Source organism: Gordonia sp. N1V (assembly GCF_029269935.1).
Taxonomy (GTDB): Bacteria; Actinomycetota; Actinomycetes; order Mycobacteriales; family Mycobacteriaceae; genus Gordonia; species Gordonia polyisoprenivorans.
On sequence record NZ_JARJDD010000005.1, the window covers coordinates 316,661 to 333,616 of the forward strand.

Genomic DNA, 16,956 nt, shown 5'->3' on the forward strand with positions numbered 1-16,956 from the left:
GCATGACACAAGCGGGAACGTCAGAAGCAGGAACGTCAGAAGCATACGGGGCCAACGCGATTGCGATAGTCGGCATGGCCGGCCGCTTCCCGGGATCGGCGTCTCTCACCGAGTACTGGCGCAACCTGGAGGCCGGGCGAGAAGGGATCGAGACCCTCACCGCCGAGGACCTCACCGCGCACGGGGTGAGCGACAAGACCCTCGACAATCCGGCCTACGTGCGGCGCGCACCGCTGCTGACGGGCATCGAGGAATTCGATGCGGAAATCTTCGGGTTCACCCCTCGCGCCGCCCGGATGATGGACCCACAACACCGACTGTTCCTACAGACCGCGTATCACGCTCTCGAGGACGCCGGACTCGATCCGCACGACATCGAGGCAACCGTCGGCGTCTTCGGAACGAGTTCGGCCAGTGGATATCTGCTGCACAACCTGATGTCCCACCTCGATCCCCACCGCATCATCGGCGAGGGCGCGAGCTTCGAGATGATCAACCTCTCGCTGGAGAACGACAAGGACCACCTGGCCACCCGCGTCGCCCACCAGTTCAACCTGCGCGGTCCCGCGCTGGCCGTCCAGACGGCCTGCTCGTCGTCGCTGCTCGCGGTGCATCTGGCCGCCGCCAGCATCCTCAACGGCGAATGCGAGATGGCGTTGGCCGGCGGATCCTCGATCCGGGTGCCCAACCGGGTGGGCTATTGGTACGAGCCCGGGTCGATGGCCTCGCCGACTGGATACTGCCGGCCCTTCGACTCGCGGGCCGACGGCACCCTGTTCGGTTCCGGCGTGGGAATCGTCGTCCTCAAACATCTCGACGACGCACTGGCACAGGGTGATCGCATCCATGCGGTGATCCGCGGGTCGGCGATCAACAACGACGGCGCGACCAAGATGAACTATGCGGCGCCCACCGCGGCCGGACAGGCGGAGGTCATCGCCGAGGCGCACGCCGTCGCCGAGGTCGACGCCGCCACCATCAGCTACGTCGAAACACACGGCACGGCCACACCACTGGGTGATCCGATCGAGGTGGAGGGGCTGCGGCAAGCCTTCGAACTCGCCGAGCAGGAACGCCGAGGTCCGTGCGTCCTGGGATCGGTCAAGGCCAACATCGGTCATCTCGAGACGGCCTCGGGTATCGCGGGTCTCATCAAAACCGTGCTGTGCCTACAGAATCGGTCGCTGCCGGGCACCTTGCACTACACCCAGCCCAACCCCGAACTGCATCTCGAACGCACACCATTCGAGGTCCGGGCGCAGACCACCGTCTGGGAGAGCGACGGTCCGCGCCGCGCCGGGGTGAGTTCGTTCGGTGTCGGCGGAACCAACGTCCACGTGGTACTCGAGGAAGCACCACCGGCCCCACTGCCTCCGGCGACGCGCGGCCCGTTGATCGTGACACTGTCGGCGCAGCAACCCGATTCGCTCACGCAGGCACGGACCGCACTCGCCGACGACCTGCAGGCGCGCCCCGACCTCGACGTAGGCGTACTCGCGCATACCCTGAACCGGCGGCACCGGTACCGACATCGCCTCGTCGCCGTCGTCGACGACGCCGCCCACGCCGTCGAGGTACTGCGCACCGACGAGCACGACAACGTGATGATCACCGACGAGGTCGTAGGCGCCGACACGGCGACCGATCGCGTCGCGTTCCTCTTTCCCGGCCAAGGCGCGCAACACGTCGGCATGGCGCGAGGTCTGCTGGACACCGAGCCGGTCTTCGCCGAACACTTCGCGCAGTGCGTCGCGGCGTTCGACGCCGAGCTCGGAATCGACCTGCGCGCGGAGATCTTCGAGGGCAGTGCACGGTCACTCGAACGCACCGACCGAACGCAACCCGCGTTGTTCGCCGTCGAATACGCACTCGCGCGTCTCGCACAATCACGCGGGGTGCATCCCGCGGTGCTGGCCGGGCACAGCATCGGCGAATACGTCGCAGGCACTCTTGCCGGGGTGTTCGATCTGCCGACCGCGGCATCGGCGGTCGCGATGCGCGCCCGGCTGATGAATGCGGCGCCACGTGGCGTGATGGTCGCCGTGCCGGCCGAACCCGCGGCGGTCACACCGTATCTGGCCGGTGAGGTCGACATCGCCACGATCAATGATCCGGGTGGATGCGTTGTCGCCGGCACCGATACCGCGATCGCCGCGTTCACGGCACGGCTGGCGCAGGCGGGGATCACCGCACGGCGGGTCCGCACCTCCCATGCGTTCCACTCGCGGCTGATGGACGGCTTAGTGGCCGAGTACACGGCCTTCTTGTCGCGAATGACATTGCGTGAACCGCAGATCCCGCTGTTGTCGAACGTCACCGGCACCGTGATGTCGGCGGCCGAGGCCACCAACCCGGCCACCTGGGCACGGCAGATCCGGGCAACGGTGCGTTTCGCCGACGAGGTGGGGGCGTTGCTCGAGAACCCCGCCCGCGTCCTGGTCGAGGTCGGGCCCGGCGGAACGCTGTCCGGTGCCGCCGCGCGCCACCCCCGATGGGGCGACGGGCACCGAGCCATACGTCTCATGCGTCACCCTGCCCAGAATCGCGACGACCGCACCACCTTCCTGCTCGGTCTCGGTCAACTGTGGTCGGCGGGAGTTCCGGTCGACCTCGACGACGACCGCGATCGACCGATCGTCACACTTCCCGGATATCCCTTTGCCCGTCAACGCCATTGGGTCGACCACGATCGCTCGGCACGGATGCTGCGCACGGATGATCCCGACACCGCGGGCGACGCCGCCGGGGGTACCGCACCGCCGCAGATCCAGCCCTCGGTCGCGGACGGCCGCACGCCGATGGAGACCACGCTGGGCCGGATCTGGGCGCAATGTCTCGGAGTGGAGTCGGTCGAGCGCACCGCCAACTTCTTCGAGATCGGTGGGGATTCGCTCATCGCGATCAGCATCGCGATGAGCGCGGCGAACGAGGGGTTGGAGATCACCCCGCAGGATCTCTACGAGAACCAGACCGTCGCCACCCTCGCCGCGACACTGACCCAGCGCTACGCCGCAGGCGGACTTGGTCGCACGGTCACGGCCGATCCGGACCATCTTCCCCTGACGCCCACCATGATCCGGTTCCTGGACTCCGGTGTCACCGACACCAACAGGTGGCGCGTACCGCTGATCCTGCGTGTCCGCGACGACGTCGGCACCGACCGCATTCGCGACGTCCTCACCGCGGTGGTCAATCGCCACGATGCACTGCGGATACGGATCGTCGAGGAGGACGGCATCCGCGAGGTCCGTGTCGCGGCGCCCGTCGAGGCCGCCGACCTCGCGGTCGCGGCGGTGTCCGGGGCGCAGGAGATCCCCGAGTTCCTCCGCACCCTCACCGGCGACGGAGGGCTCACCCCGTACCTCGCCGCCCATGTACAGGCAGGTGACGGACAGTCGTATCTCGCGATGAGCGTGCACGGGCTGGTGGCCGACGAGGAAGCCCGCGACATCCTGGTGACCGATCTGTTCACCGCCTTCGGTCAGGTGCTCGCCGGCGAGGACATCTCGCTTGCGCCCGTGCCCGTTGCGTGGCGCCAGTGGGCACAGCTGTCCTCCGAGCTGGCCGCCCATCCGGCGGTCCTCGACTCACGCAGGTATTGGCTGACCGGGCCCGGACGGGCCACGCGCAGACCGATCACCGGTGATGCGATGCGGACGACCTCCACTGCGCTGCAGCGCATCTCGACCGCATTGACGACCACCCAGACGATCGAACTCGACGACGCGCGTCGCAGACTCACCTTCCCGGTGGATCGCTTCCTGCTCACCGCACTGGGTCGCGCGCTGGCGCAGACCTTCGGCGACGGCATCATCGACGTCGACCTCGCCGGGCGCGGTCGACGGGTCCTACGGCCCGACCTCGACCCGCGTCGGACCCTGGGATCCTTCACCGCCCTGTACCCCGTGGCGCTCGGCTGCACTGCGCTCAGCGGGGAACCGACTGCCGCGCAGATCGAGGCCGTCCACCGGGTACTCGCCGCGGTACCGCATCACGGTGTCGGCCACGGCGTCCTGCGTCACCTGCACGCCCCGACCGCGCGTGCTCTCGAGGCAACTCCGGCACCGGATATCGCGCTGGTCGTCGGCAGCCCGATTCCCGATCTCCCGACCGCCGACGACCAACCCGTCTCGATCGATCCGACGATGGCGGAGGCACTTCGGGCATCGGCACCCGGGTTCGGGCACGCACTCGAGATCCGTGCCCAGCGCAGCGGGGGAATCCTGCACGTCGACTGGTGGTACGACCCAGCCCGCATCGGTGCCGACGTCGTGTCCCGGCTCGCCGACGCCAGTATTGCGTCCCTCGCCGACCTGGCGCGCGAGGCCATCGTCGAGGACGAGGCGGATTCCGCCGACGGCGAGCTGGAACTGATCGACCTGACCGCCGACGTCGATCTGGGGGAATCCGGTGCCCTTCACTGACACTCACGGCCACACCCACGACACCGACCGCGGTGGTGGTCGGCATCGACGCCCCGACGAATCGCACGCCGCGGTCGTCGTACGGGATCTGCGCAAGAACTTCGGGGACTTCCAGGCGCTGCGCGGTATCAGTTTCACCGTAAGACGCGGCGAGGTCCTCGGCCTCCTCGGCCCCAACGGGGCGGGAAAGACCACCACGGTGGACATCCTGTGCACCTTGAGTTCTCCCGATTCCGGAACCGCGCTGGTCGCCGGCCACGACGTCGCACGGGACCCGGCCGCGGTGCGGCGTTCGATCATGTTGACCGGGCAGCAGGTGGCCCTCGACGACATGCTCACCGGCCGGGAGAACCTCGTGATGTTCGGCCGGCTGCAGGGATGGCGCAAGTCGGCGGCGCGACGCCGGGCCGACGAGCTGCTCGAACAGTTCGACCTGCAGTACGCGTCGAATCGGCCGTTGGGAACCTACTCGGGGGGCATGCGGCGACGTATCGACATCGCGTGCGGTCTCGTCGTCCGACCGGAGGTCGTGTTCCTCGACGAGCCGACCACCGGGCTCGATCCGCGCAGCAGGCAGGCGGTGTGGGATCTCGTCGAACGGTTCAAGTCCGACGGCATCGCCACCGTCCTCACCACGCAGTACCTCGAGGAGGCCGACACCCTCGCCGACCGGATCGTCGTCATCAACCGGGGCACGGTGATCGCAGAGGGCACAGCCGATCAGCTCAAGGAACGCACCGGGGCGACCTACTGCGAGATCGTGCCCCGCCACACCTCCGCGATCCCGGCGATCGTCGCGGCGCTGACCCCGATGATGCCGCGGTCCCGGCGCGCAACGGTGACCGCCCATCCCGACCGCGTCTCCATGCCCGCACCGCACGGCGCCGACACGATGGTCGAGGTGTTCGGTCGGTTGCACCGCACCGGAATCGAACTCGCCGACGTCGCCTTGCGACGCCCGTCGCTCGACGAGGTGTTCTTCGCGCTCACCGCCGAGACCGCCCGGCCAGACCGGGCCGAGGTGGCGTCGTGACCCCGACGTCGTGGTCACCCGAGCGGGTCACCGGCGCCACGCGGGAGACCAATCCCTCCGGAGTGCAGCAGTGGTGGGTGCTGACAACCCGGAGCATCGTGCCGACGCTGCGCAACGGCGAACTCCTCACCCAGGTCGCGGCGTCGATCATGTTCACCGCGGGCTTCTACATCCCACTGAAGAACTTCATGGGGCTCTACGCCGCCGAGATGAGCAGCTACGCACAGTATCTGATGCCGCTGATCGCACTGCAGGCCATCAGTTTCGCGGCGATCTCCGGCGCCTTCCGTTCGGCCTCGGATGCCGTCGAGGGGATCAACCGGCGCTTCCGGGCACTGCCGATATCCCGTGTCACCCCGCTGGCGTCCCGCATGACCGCCAGCATGTATCGCTGCACGGTCGCGCTGGTGATCTCGCTGATCTGCGGACACGTCATCGGATTCCGGTTCTATGCCGGGCTCCTCTACACCGTCGCGTTCTGCGGACTTGTCCTCGCGATCGGACTCACCCTGTCGTTCCTGGGGGAGGTGGTGGGCACGGCGTCACGCAATCCCGACGCCACCACCCATCTGATGATGCTGCCGCAGTTGATCTTCGGACTACTCTCGGTCGGGGTCCAGCCGGCGTCGGCGTTTCCGCACTGGATCCAGGGCTTCGTGCGCAATCAACCGATCTCACAGTTCGTCTACGCGTTGCGGGCATTGGCCGGTGACCGGGTGCCCGGCGCGGCCGGCGCCATCACCTGGCAGACCATCGGGCCATCGTTGGCCTGGATCGTTGCGCTGTTGGTGGTCCTGATGCCCGTCTACGCGGTGCTGGCGGGGCGGAAGGGATGAGCTGATGACCCCACTCACCGGCGAGATGTCCTCCGCCCCAGCACATCCGATTCCGGCTGCGCCGCGCAGGCCGGCGGAATGGTCGCCGCGCGCTCTGCTCTCGCACACCGTGACACTGACCGCTCGCACCATGCGTCGTTGGCTGCGCGATCCGGCGAGTACCTCGGAGACCATCCTGGTTCCGGTGGCGTTCCTGGTCGCACTGAACATTGTTCTCGGCAACGGCATCACCCGGGTCACCGGTATCGACGCGCTGTACGGCAGCGTGCCCCTGGTGGCGATGGTCGCCGCGACCCAGGGTGCCACGGTCGGCGGATTGTCGCTGATGCACGAGCGTGACAGCGGGCTGCTGGCGCGGCTGTGGGTATTGCCCATCAACCGCGCGGCGGGGGTGATCTCGCGATTGCTTGCCGAGACCATCCGCATCGTCGTGGCCACCCTCGCGCTGCTGATCGCGGGCTACGCCATGGGATTCCGATTCCACGAGGGTGTGGCCGCCGCGATCGGCTGGGTGTTCGTGCCCTGTCTGTTCGGGCTCGCGTTCGCCGTCGGTGTCGCCACACTCGCGTTGTACTCGGCCAAGACGATCGTCGTCGAGGCGACGGCGCTCGTGTCCGGGGTGTTCATGTTCTTCAGCACCGGATTCGTGCCGCTGCATCAGTATCCCGAGTGGATCCAGCCCGCGGTGTCGCATCAACCACTCAGCTACACCGTCGACACCATGAAGGGCCTGTCGGTGGGCGGGCCGGTCGCCACTCCGTTGACGGGTCTGCTCGCGTGGTCGGTGAGCATCATCGTGGTCTGCGCGATCCCTCTGGCCCTCGGCTACCGAAAGGCCAGTATGCACAGCTGATCCGGAGAAGCCCGCACCGACCGTCATCGATCACCAGGAGGACCCGTGAGCGCCTCAGCAGTCATCCGCCATCTCGCCAAGAGCGAGGAGATGTTCGCCGAGACACACAATTTCGTCGGACTCGGAGCCCACCTCGACGGCCCCGTCGACACCGACGCGCTCGCCGAGGCCTTCGACACGCTGCTCGAAGTGCATCCCGTCCTGGGCGGCCATCTCGAACGCGACGCCGATCAGCGCTGGCAGATCGTCGTCGACGATCTGATGCACCCGGGAATCATGGTGGTGGACAACCGTGACGGCAGCGCCGAGGTCGTACCTCCGCATTTCGACCAGACCGAAACCCTGGTGCACCTGCGCGTGGTGGTGCTCGACGGCGGAGCCCAGCCGACCCTGTACGTCCACCACAGCCTCGCCGACGGACATCACCAGTTCGCCCTGATCGAGGAATTGTTCTCCTACTACACCGATCTGGTCACCACGGGAGACCTGCGGCCGGGCCCCGTGGAGCCGGCGCCGGACTCGCTGGAAACCGTGCTGGCCCACCGCGGCATCACCAAGCTCCACCGGTCCGGTCTGGAGCGCTTCATGCCCGCGTTGTTCGCCTACGAGTTGCCGCCGTCGCGGCGTACCACGTCGACCGCGCGGCCCTCGGCTCCCCAGCAGGTACCGATGGCGTGGTGTGGGCTCGACGAACGCCAGACCCGCGCGATCGTCGACTACGCGCGCAGCAACGGCGTGGGGCTCAATGGCGTACTGGCGGCGGTGATCCTGATCGCCGAATGGCAGGTGCGCGGCCGCAGGCGCATCCCGGTGCCCTACATCTATCCGGTCGATCTGCGCTACGTGCTCAGCCCGCCGGTGACCGCGACGGCCGCAACCAACCCCGTCGGGGTGGGCACCTTCCTTGCCGACATCGATCACGGCACCGATGTTCTCGATCTCGCCACCCGGATCGCCGAGGCGTATCGCGCCGATCTCGCCGAGGGTGTCATCGCCCAGTCCCTGCTGCATTTCACGCCGAGCTACGAAGGCAATCCGCCCGGCCTGCCCGACGTCGTCATGATGACCGACAACGGTGTGGTGCCACCGATGCGCACCCCGCCGGGTGTGCGACTGACCGCGGTTCACGGGGAACTGCACTTCCAGGTCGGCGGCGGCATCGAGATGTACACGAGCAAGATCTTCGACGGCCGGCTGATGATCGAATATCACACGCATGGACCGGATCCCCAGCGGTCGATCGACGCCATCGCGACGTTGCTCGCCGGGATCGCGGCACCGGCCGATCCCGTCATCGGAGCGGGGGCGCTCCGATGACGCAGCCGTCAGAACGCATATCGGTGGTACTGCAGAGCCTTTCGGCCCGCAGGGATCGCCCGGGACAGCACTCCGGCGCCCGCGAACGGACCGCTCACCCGGGCGAAGGTCTCCGCGGAGAAGAGGTTGGCCGAGTCCACGACATGCAGAGCCGGGATCTCACCGACGATGTCGGCGGGGGAGTTGACCGCCCAATGCAGTCGCGACCCGGATCGCCGATTGAGCATGTGTACGCGCTGGGTGGCGATCGCCAGCCAGTTGTAGAAGTCGATCTGGATCTCGCCGGTCGGGAAACGCTCGACAACCCGGGAGATCAGGCCGAGTCCTTCATCGCGCGTCAGGTACATGCTGATGCCCTCGGCGAGGAACAGCACCGGCCGATCGGCGGGGATGGCGTCGAGCCACGATGGATCGGTCGCCGACGTCGCCACCAGCCGATAGTGGGCCCGATCGGGATACACCCTCTGCCGCAGCGCGATCACCTCCGGGAAATCCGCGTCGATCCATTCGACGCCGGGTCCCGGATCGAGGCGGAACACCCGCGAATCCAGACCGCAGCCGATGTGCACGACGGTCGCCTGATCGTGTGCCGCGAGGAAGTCACGCGCCCAGAGGTCGTACTGCGCGGTGCGCACGGTCACGATCGGCGCCCACCGCGCGGTGACACCCAGCTCGCTCCAGTCGACGTCGAGTCGCTCCACCGCCTGCGGCGCAAAGCGATCTCCGAGAACCGGGTGCGGCAGAGCCGCATCGAGCGATTTCAAATACAGAGTGGTGAGCATGGTCTTGGCCGGGCCTTGCAGGTCGACAGCAACCTTGGTCGTCATGCTCCTCACTGTAGTACCGAATATGCTTGTGCGCCAATATTATTGAGAGTCCGCCTCGGCGGGATGACAAGGGAGGCCGGAGATGACGCACGCTGATCCCGACGCGGCCGGCCGGCCGCAGCCCCGGGTTCTGTTGCTGTATTACAGCTACACGGGGCAGACCCGGAGCATGCTGACGGCCGCCGGGGACGTCTTCGCCGCGCACGGCTATGCGGTCGACGAGGCGGCGATCGAGTTCACCGACGACCGGTACGCGCGCCGATTCACGCGGTTTCCGATGGCCCGCGTGTGGCCCGACATGCTCAGTGTCCTGCCGGCCCAGGTTCGTAAGAAGACCGGATCGATCCGTGTGCCGGATTTCGTGACCGAGCGCCGCTACGACCTGGTCTGCATCGGATCGCCGACCTGGTGGAGCGCACCGGCGATGCCGATTCGCTCGTTCCTGACCTCACCGGTGGCCCGGCAAGTGCTGGCGGGCAGCGCTTTTGCCGTCTTCGTCGTCTGCCGCGACAGCTGGCGGGGGAATCTGAAAGAGGTCCGCGCACAGGGCCGCTGGCAGGGCGGGCGTTACCTCGGCAGTCTCGTCACGACCTATCCGGGTGGCCAGCTGCGCTCGATGCTCTCGTTGACCAGCTATCTCGGCTCCGGGGAGTACCGGAAAAGCTATCTGGGGGTACCGATCCCGATGACCAACATCGGACCCGACGACCTGATCCGGGCACGCGACTTCGCCGAGGACATCTGCGATCAACTCACCACCGCGGGAAGTGCCTGATGCCGCGCACATTCGAGGTTGCCGTCACCTCCCCGCACAGCACCCGACAGGTCTTCGACGCGTTCGCCGCGGCCGCGTACTGGCACGACCGTTATGCCGCCTTCGAGTCGTCGACGACTCTCGATGAACTCGACAGGACATCGACGCCCGACGGTGAGTCGGTACGGCTGGTCATGACCGAAGACCTCCGCGCGGATCGCCTCCCGTCCTTGATCGGACGGGTCTATCCCGGTGAGCTCAAGGTGCGCACGACCGAGCACTGGCAGGTCGGCGCCGACGATCGTGTCCACGGCACGATCGAGATCACTGTGCTCGGGGCTCCCGGTTCCGGGCTCGGGCGTGCACGTATCGAACCCGCATCCGGCGGGTCACACATGGTCGTCGACGGCACCGTGGAGGTACGCCTTCCGCTGGTCGGAGGGCGCGTCGAGAGTGCCATCGGCGCCGAATTCCGACGCCACATACCCGATGTCGGCCGGTTCACCACCGAATGGATCGACAACCATGACTGAGATCGCCTCGCCATCACCGTCGCCATCACCGTCGACACCGCCGCCGACACGCGAACCCGCACCGATACCGACCGTCGATGAGGCCTTGCAGCGGCTGACGATGCCGCTGCAGGAGGCCATGATGACCCAGCGCGCGATTCGGCGGGTCCGTCCCGATCCGGTCGACGACGAGCTCGTACTGACCTGCATCGAACTCGCGCAGCACGCGCCGACCGGCAACAACGGCCAGCAGTGGGAGTTCATCGTCGTCAAGGACCCCGCGGTCAAGGAGAAGCTGGCGCGACGGTACCGGCAAGCGTGGAATCTGTACTCACGCTTCGCACTCCGTCATCTGGTCCGATCCGACGACGCCACGCGCCGCACCATCAAGGCCGTCCAGTGGCAGGTCGACCACTTCGCCGAGATCCCGGTCCTGGTGGTCGCCTGCCTGCGCCTCGGTGTACGAGAGGGGCGGCTCACCGGTGTGCGCATGCCGCATCCGGCCGAATCCGGATACTGGGGATCGATCTATCCCAGCGTGCAGAACCTGCTGTTGGCCGCTCGGGCAATGGGTCTCGGTGCGTCGCTGACCACGATGCCGTTGTGGAACCTCACCTCGGTACGTCGAACTCTCGAGCTGCCCGTCAACGTCACCCCGCTGTGCATCGTGCCCCTGGGCTGGCCGCGGGGGCGATACGGCCCATCGGCGCGCCGGCCCGTCGGGGAGGTCACCCATCTCGATGGTTACGGAGGCCGAATCTGGCTCGGGCGACTCGAGGAAGAGGCACCGTATGGCAACCCGTGACGACGTAGGCGCCCGGCTCTTCCCCCGCTGGTCGAGGTGCGAGCCGCGTGCGGCGAGCCTCGAGACCACCCGCGCCGACGCTGGTTCCGCTGACCCCGCGGTGACGACTACACCTGTCATCCCACCGGGTCTCGAGGCCCTCGCCCCAGCGGGCTCGGACACCTCGACCACCGAAGAAAACACGCGGCCCAATCAACGCATCGAATTGTCCAACCGCGATCCACACGCGGCAACGGGAGGGAACACACAGTGATGACGAAAACAGCGATGACGACGACAGCGAGACAGCGCTCACCGCACCGGGGTTCACGATCGGTGGTCGCCGCCATGGCCGGTGCGGGAGTGGCCGCGGCGATCGGCGCGCAGGTCGCCGCGCCCGGCGCGCAGGCGCACGCCGAGGCCTCGATCGCCAACATCCCGACGAACATCTACCAGACCTTGGCCAACATTCCCGCCGTGCAGTATCAGGCACTGCAGCAGACCACCAAGGCGTTCAACGACTCCGGTAACTGGTGGGTGTACATCCCAACCAATGTGGTCGGCTTCGATCAGCAGGACTACGAGAAGGTCAAGGCGATCAGTCTGCTGCTGATGCCGGTGCCGTTGGTCGCGAATGCGCAGTCAGACCAACTCTGGATGACGCTGGCCTCGTTCGCACCGATGACACCGAACTGCACCGGCGTTCCGGGGCCGTGTAGCGATCCGCTGTACTTCTTGCAGTACGGGCAGGTTCCGGCCTGGGAACTGGTGACGGGCTACACCTTCCCGGAGATCAGCAACACGATCGATCCCAACGACGCGACCTACACCACCGCTGACGGAACGGTGGTGAACATCCAGCCCTTCTGGTCGGGGGAGACGGTCCACCTCGATCTGCTCGGCCCGCTCAAGGCAGTATGGGAAACGCTCACCCAGGACCCGACCGGCGTGCAGCAAGGGCCGACCACCGCACAGTGGGCCAGCGCGTACGGCGACTTCGCCGAAGCGGTGTGGAACGGGCTCAATCCGTTCGTGCCGGGCACGTACTGCCTGCCGTGCCAGCTGTTCGGCGCACAGGGTGCGCCCGGGTCGTTGCCGAAGTTCGGGCTGTTCGGCAAGTACTACACGGCCTTCGACCTCGGGCAGCAACTGACCGACGGCAACTGGGTGGAGAATCCCGCACCCGGTTACGACGATCCGGATCGCCCCGACTACGTCCAGGTCACCAACCTGTGGACCGCGCAGGCGTGGCAGCAGATCTACACCGACGCCGTCACCTCGGTGGATCAGTCACTCGCGATGATTCCGCAGCTGCCCACCCTGATCCCGCAGAATCTCGAGGCCTTCGGCACACAGGTCGATGCGTTTGCAAAACTGTTGGCCGCCAACGTGGTCACCAACATCAACGGACTCGGCCAGGCCGCCGGGATGACCGGAACCTCGGCCGAGCAACTCGCCGAGATGATCCGTGAATCGATCCTGAACGCCGTACCCACCGCCGGTTCTGCCGCCGGGAGCACCGGAACTACCACGCCTGCTCTCGCGGCGACATCGCCGACGACGGCTGTCAAGAGCTCGGTCACCTTGTCTTCGGAGCAGGCATTGCGCGGGACGTCGGCGTCGGTCACCCCCACGACAACGACATCCACGAGTTCCCCGTCCACCACCGGCACCACCCCCGCGGTCTCGACTCCTACAGCGTCGACTCCTACAGCGTCGACTTCCGCACCGTCCACTTCCACACCGTCGACAACCACGAGCTCCGGTGCGCCGAGCACCTCGAGTTCCGAGTCCGGTTCGAGCACAGCAAGTTCGAGCACAGCAAGTTCGAGCACAGCGAGTTCGGGGACGGCAAGTTCGGGCACGACAGACTCCGGGGCAAACGGCTCCGGCGCCGCAAGCACGTCGACCTCCGAGTCAACGTCGTCAACCGGGTCCTCGTCCAACACGACGTCGTCCGGGGGCTCATCGTCGAGCACCGGGTCGGCACCGGCACCGTATGTCGGCAAGCACCGTGCCGCCGACTAGCCGGTCAGCGCTTGCTGCGCTGGCCGTCGCTGATGGCGGCCACCAGCCGGTCGCTGCGGGTGAGACGGGCGAACGCCGCCGAGGCGGACGGTGCCAGTCCGCCGAGCGTCGTGGCCACCCGCAGCGGCAAGGGCGTCACCGTGGTCTCGAGCCGGTTGCGTTCGATGGCTCGGATCGTGGCGGCGCCCACGGCGGCAGCGGTGACCGTGCCCGCGCGCGGCAAGCCCACTCGGGAATCGGCGATCATGCCGGCGTCACGCACCGGTCCGGGGTAGATCGATGACACGCCGATCCCGTGGGGCCGCAGATCCTCCCGCAGCGCCAACGCGAACCCGCGAAGACCGAATTTCGTCGCGTTGTAGAGAGACGTGTTCGACGATGCCGATTTTCCCGAGAGCGACGACATGAATACGAGATGGCCTCGTCCGCGTGGAATCATCTGCGCTGCAGCAGCTTTGGCCATGAGGATCGGCGCCCTGAGGTTGACCTCAAGCGCACGATCGATTTCCTCGGTCGCGTATTCCAGGAGTGGACCCGACGCGGGCAGACCTGCGTTGGCCACCAGGATGTCGACGCGACCGGCTTGCTCGACCACCTCGGTCGGCGCTTGTGGCTCGGTCAGATCGGCGGTGATCACCCGGCCGCCCACTCGATCTGCGAGTTCGGTCAGCGCGTCGGAGCGCCGTCCGGTGAGGGTCAGCTGGGCCCCGCGTCGGGCCAGTGCGATTGCCAGGAATTCGCCGATCCCGCCGGAGGCGCCGGTGAGGAGTACGTGCGCATTCGAGACGTCCATGTCGACCAGAGTAGGCAGCTCGATACGCGAGCCGTCAACTCCCACAGGAAGGTAGCCATGAATTCCGCGGACCCACAGTCACCAGAGCAGGGGCGGTCATCGGAGCCGCGACACGAACTCCACGACGTGATCATCGTCGGTGCGGGATTCGGCGGCATCGGAGCCGCGATCGCCCTCAAGCGGCTCGGTTACGAGAACTTCGTCATCCTCGAACGCGAGGACGACCTCGGCGGTACGTGGCATGTGAATCGATATCCCGGTCTGGCCGTGGATGTTCCGTCGCCCACGTTCTCGTTCTGGTTCGAGCCGAACCCCAACTGGTCGCGGCTATACGCACCGGGAACAGAACTCAAGCAGTACGCCGTGGACGTCGCCGACAAGTACGATGTCCGGCGGCATATGCGATTCGGTGTCTCGGTCGACGGCGCGCGGTGGGATGCCGAGACCAACACCTGGCGTGTCGCCCTCGCCGGCGGAACCACGATGACGACGCGATTCCTGATGTGCGCCACCGGTTTCCTGTCCCAGCCCGCCACCCCCGACATCCCCGGTATCGACACTTTCGCCGGGCGGGTGGTGTATGCGTCACGGTGGGATCCCGACTACGATTTCGCCGGTAAACGCGCGGCGGTCATCGGGACCGGATCGACTGCAGTGCAACTGATCCCGGAAATCGCCGATCTCACCGAGGAGTTGACGGTGTATCAGCGCACACCGATGTGGGTGATGCCCAAGCTCGACGCCCCCATCCCTGCGCCGGTGCGAGCACTGTTTCGGCAGATGCCGGCCAGTCAGCGAGCGGTGCGTTGGGTCACCGATGTGACCCAAGAGATGGCGATGCTGATCGCAATGTGGCGTTTCCGGCGATTTCGTCGCGTCAACGACGCCGTCAAACGGATTGCCGCACTCTTCCGGTATCTGCAGGTGCGCGACCCGCAGATGCGTCGCGATCTCACACCCGCCTACGACTACGGGTGCAAACGCCCGACGGTCTCCAACGACTACTACCGCACGCTCGCACGCGAGGACGTGAACCTCGACACCACCGGCATCGATCACATCGTGCCCGACGGCATCGTCACCGCCGACGGCCGTACCCGTGAGGTCGACGTCCTGATCCTCGCCACCGGGTTCGACGTGTGGGAGAAGAATCTCCCGGCGATCGAGGTGATCGGACGCGACGGCCGCAATCTCGGAAAGTGGTGGCGGGAAACCGCATTCGCCGCATACGAGGGTCTGACGATGCCGTACTTCCCGAACTTCTTGAACTCCGCCGGCCCCTACTCGTGGGTGGGTTTGTCCTGGTTCACCACGGTCGAATGCCAGATGCGGCACATCGCGCGGCTTTTCGGGGAGGTCCGACGCCGGGATGCGGTGTCCTTCGAGGTCCGTGAAGAGGCGAACGAGAAGTTCCTCGACGACATGACCACCCGGATCGCCGATTCGGTGTTCGCCCTTGGCAACTGCGCCCGGTCACGCTCGTACTGGTTCAACGCCAAGGGAGAGACCCCGTTGTTCCGGCCGACCTCTGTCGCCGAGGCGGTGCGGGCGCAGGACACGTTCCCGCTCGAGGACTACCTGTTCTCCTGAACCCGACGCGTGTGATAGCCGTCGGGGCCGGCCTCGACCCGTAGATGTGACTCGGTGGGGGAGCCGCATCCGCGCTCGCACCCGACCCAGTGCTCACGGTCGGTCACCGGCTCACCGACCGCGACCCGGTTCGCGAGATCGGTACGCACCGGCGCGTGCGAATTGGCGCATCCCGGGGCCCCGGCACACGAAGTGACCCGCACCCATGGTGAGGCGGCGTCGAAGATCAGGCCCATCGGCGCGAGGACGCGGACGACGGTTTCGGCGATCGGCTCGGTCAGATCGCAGAGAAGGATCTCCCGATCGGTGGTGATCGTGATCGGCGCGCCGACTGCAGCCAGGAACTCGGCGAGCCGCGACGGGAGACGACCCAGCTCGACCACCGCACCGAGCAGTACCCGGCCGTCGTCCTGCTCGAACCATCCGACGACCGGCCCAGTCGCCGGTACATCTGCCCATGTCTGGTCTCCGGGTGGTCCGAGGCGCCGCCGCGCCGCATCGATCACCGACACGCGCGTCGCGGCGTCGAGGTCGTGGATGCGCCAGCGGCCGGGTCCCGTCAGCGCCGCCATGGCACGCGCGACGTCGAGCAGCGCCGGCGCGACAGCGGCGGTCGTGTCGACCGAACCGGCCACCTCACCGTCGACCACGATGTCGGCCACCCCGGTCTCCGCCGGATGCCGCAGGACGGCACACACATCGGGCCGGTGACGCGCCACATCACCGCGTCCGTCGTCCACCCCGAACAGGAACCTGCCCGAGAGACCGTCGAGACCATCGGCACGACGCAGTTCGGCATCGAGCGCCGCGGCGATCGGCGACGCATCGGCGTGGCCTTCGATCCGGCCGGTCAGGGGACTCACCACGATGTTGCGGATCTTCTCCCTACCGCCGATGTCCTCACCCCCGACCCCGTCGGGTACCAGACCGGCCGCGGTCAGCGCGTCCGCGACGGCCTCGACATCGCTGATCCCGCGCAGCTGGATGTTGGCGCGCGCAGTCAGCTCGAGGTACCCGTCGCCGTGCTGGGCACTGACCTCGGCCAGGGTCTGCATCTGAGCGGCGGAGAGCACACCGCCCGGCAGTCGGACCCGCGCGAGCGCACCATCGGCGGCCGGGTGCGGAGTGAACACACCCGGACACCGGTCGTCGGCGCTGCGCTCGCGGGGTTCGGTCACGGGATCCAGCGTAGACGCGGGTGTGGG

General features: G+C 67.2%; 13 protein-coding genes. 10 read left to right on the forward strand and 3 right to left on the reverse strand.

Annotation, left to right across the window (positions count from 1 at the left end; translation table 11 throughout):
- The first annotated feature begins 2 nt into the window (after window positions 1-2).
- From P3L18_RS09480 to P3L18_RS09500, 5 genes are read left to right on the forward strand one after another with little or no spacing between them, the layout of a single operon-like run.
- Window positions 3-4,424, forward strand: coding sequence for a type I polyketide synthase (locus P3L18_RS09480; RefSeq protein ID WP_276113969.1), 4,422 nt, complete (start codon window positions 3-5; stop codon window positions 4,422-4,424).
- Window positions 4,411-5,457 (forward strand): ATP-binding cassette domain-containing protein, encoded by a 1,047-nt coding sequence (locus tag P3L18_RS09485; RefSeq protein WP_276113954.1) that lies wholly within the window; start codon window positions 4,411-4,413, stop codon window positions 5,455-5,457. The genes P3L18_RS09480 and P3L18_RS09485 overlap by 14 nt, the downstream gene beginning before the upstream one ends.
- On the forward strand, window positions 5,454-6,293 hold the full coding sequence (locus P3L18_RS09490) for an ABC transporter permease (protein ID WP_006372818.1): 840 nt from the start codon (window positions 5,454-5,456) through the stop codon (window positions 6,291-6,293). Before P3L18_RS09485 ends, P3L18_RS09490 begins: the two co-directional genes overlap by 4 nt.
- 4 nt (window positions 6,294-6,297) lie before the next feature.
- Window positions 6,298-7,146 (forward strand): ABC transporter permease, encoded by an 849-nt coding sequence (locus tag P3L18_RS09495; RefSeq protein WP_006372817.1) that lies wholly within the window; start codon window positions 6,298-6,300, stop codon window positions 7,144-7,146.
- A gap of 45 nt (window positions 7,147-7,191) precedes the next feature.
- Complete coding sequence (locus P3L18_RS09500; RefSeq protein ID WP_006372816.1) at window positions 7,192-8,463, forward strand: acyltransferase; 1,272 nt, start codon at window positions 7,192-7,194, stop codon at window positions 8,461-8,463.
- Window positions 8,464-8,471: 8 nt separating this feature from the next.
- Here P3L18_RS09500 and P3L18_RS09505 read toward each other — a convergent pair whose 3' ends face one another.
- Complete coding sequence (locus P3L18_RS09505) at window positions 8,472-9,290, reverse strand: class I SAM-dependent methyltransferase (protein ID WP_020171328.1); 819 nt, start codon at window positions 9,288-9,290, stop codon at window positions 8,472-8,474.
- 82 nt (window positions 9,291-9,372) lie between these two features.
- Here P3L18_RS09505 and P3L18_RS09510 point away from each other — a divergent pair, with 82 nt between their 5' ends.
- From P3L18_RS09510 to P3L18_RS09525, 4 genes are all read left to right on the forward strand, one after another.
- Window positions 9,373-10,065, forward strand: a complete 693-nt coding sequence (locus tag P3L18_RS09510) for a flavodoxin (RefSeq protein ID WP_094600532.1) — start codon at window positions 9,373-9,375, stop codon at window positions 10,063-10,065.
- Window positions 10,065-10,577, forward strand: coding sequence for a DUF2505 domain-containing protein (locus P3L18_RS09515; protein WP_211544914.1), 513 nt, complete (start codon window positions 10,065-10,067; stop codon window positions 10,575-10,577). Before P3L18_RS09510 ends, P3L18_RS09515 begins: the two co-directional genes overlap by 1 nt.
- Entirely contained in the window at window positions 10,570-11,361 is a 792-nt protein-coding gene (locus tag P3L18_RS09520; protein ID WP_249155056.1) for a nitroreductase family protein, read from the forward strand. Before P3L18_RS09515 ends, P3L18_RS09520 begins: the two co-directional genes overlap by 8 nt.
- 327 nt (window positions 11,362-11,688) lie before the next feature.
- Complete coding sequence (locus tag P3L18_RS09525) at window positions 11,689-13,368, forward strand: hypothetical protein (protein ID WP_276113955.1); 1,680 nt, start codon at window positions 11,689-11,691, stop codon at window positions 13,366-13,368.
- Window positions 13,369-13,372: 4 nt separating this feature from the next.
- Here the strand turns inward: P3L18_RS09525 and P3L18_RS09530 are convergent, their stop codons facing one another.
- Window positions 13,373-14,161, reverse strand: coding sequence for an SDR family oxidoreductase (locus tag P3L18_RS09530; RefSeq protein WP_276113956.1), 789 nt, complete (start codon window positions 14,159-14,161; stop codon window positions 13,373-13,375).
- Window positions 14,162-14,218: 57 nt separating this feature from the next.
- Here P3L18_RS09530 and P3L18_RS09535 point away from each other — a divergent pair, with 57 nt between their 5' ends.
- A complete protein-coding gene (locus P3L18_RS09535; RefSeq protein WP_276113957.1) occupies window positions 14,219-15,751 on the forward strand; it encodes an NAD(P)/FAD-dependent oxidoreductase in 1,533 nt (510 codons plus the stop codon).
- Here P3L18_RS09535 and cobG read toward each other — a convergent pair.
- Entirely contained in the window at window positions 15,736-16,929 is a 1,194-nt protein-coding gene (gene cobG / locus P3L18_RS09540) for a precorrin-3B synthase (protein ID WP_276113958.1), read from the reverse strand. The two genes, P3L18_RS09535 and cobG, sit on opposite strands and share 16 nt — an antisense overlap.
- Window positions 16,930-16,956: the final 27 nt, after the last annotated feature.

What these genes read in the sequence shown, in the direction of transcription:
- P3L18_RS09510 (WP_094600532.1), top strand. Translation starts at nt 9,373, where the DNA reads ATGACGCACGCTGATCCCGACGCGGCCGGCCGGCCGCAGCCCCGGGTT.
- P3L18_RS09495 (WP_006372817.1), top strand. Translation starts at nt 6,298, where the DNA reads ATGACCCCACTCACCGGCGAGATGTCCTCCGCCCCAGCACATCCGATT.
- P3L18_RS09515 (WP_211544914.1), top strand. Translation starts at nt 10,065, where the DNA reads ATGCCGCGCACATTCGAGGTTGCCGTCACCTCCCCGCACAGCACCCGA.
- P3L18_RS09480 (WP_276113969.1), top strand. Translation starts at nt 3, where the DNA reads ATGACACAAGCGGGAACGTCAGAAGCAGGAACGTCAGAAGCATACGGG.
- P3L18_RS09505 (WP_020171328.1), bottom strand. Translation starts at nt 9,290, where the DNA reads ATGACGACCAAGGTTGCTGTCGACCTGCAAGGCCCGGCCAAGACCATG.
- P3L18_RS09535 (WP_276113957.1), top strand. Translation starts at nt 14,219, where the DNA reads ATGAATTCCGCGGACCCACAGTCACCAGAGCAGGGGCGGTCATCGGAG.
- P3L18_RS09520 (WP_249155056.1), top strand. Translation starts at nt 10,570, where the DNA reads ATGACTGAGATCGCCTCGCCATCACCGTCGCCATCACCGTCGACACCG.
- P3L18_RS09530 (WP_276113956.1), bottom strand. Translation starts at nt 14,161, where the DNA reads ATGGACGTCTCGAATGCGCACGTACTCCTCACCGGCGCCTCCGGCGGG.
- P3L18_RS09525 (WP_276113955.1), top strand. Translation starts at nt 11,689, where the DNA reads ATGGCCGGTGCGGGAGTGGCCGCGGCGATCGGCGCGCAGGTCGCCGCG.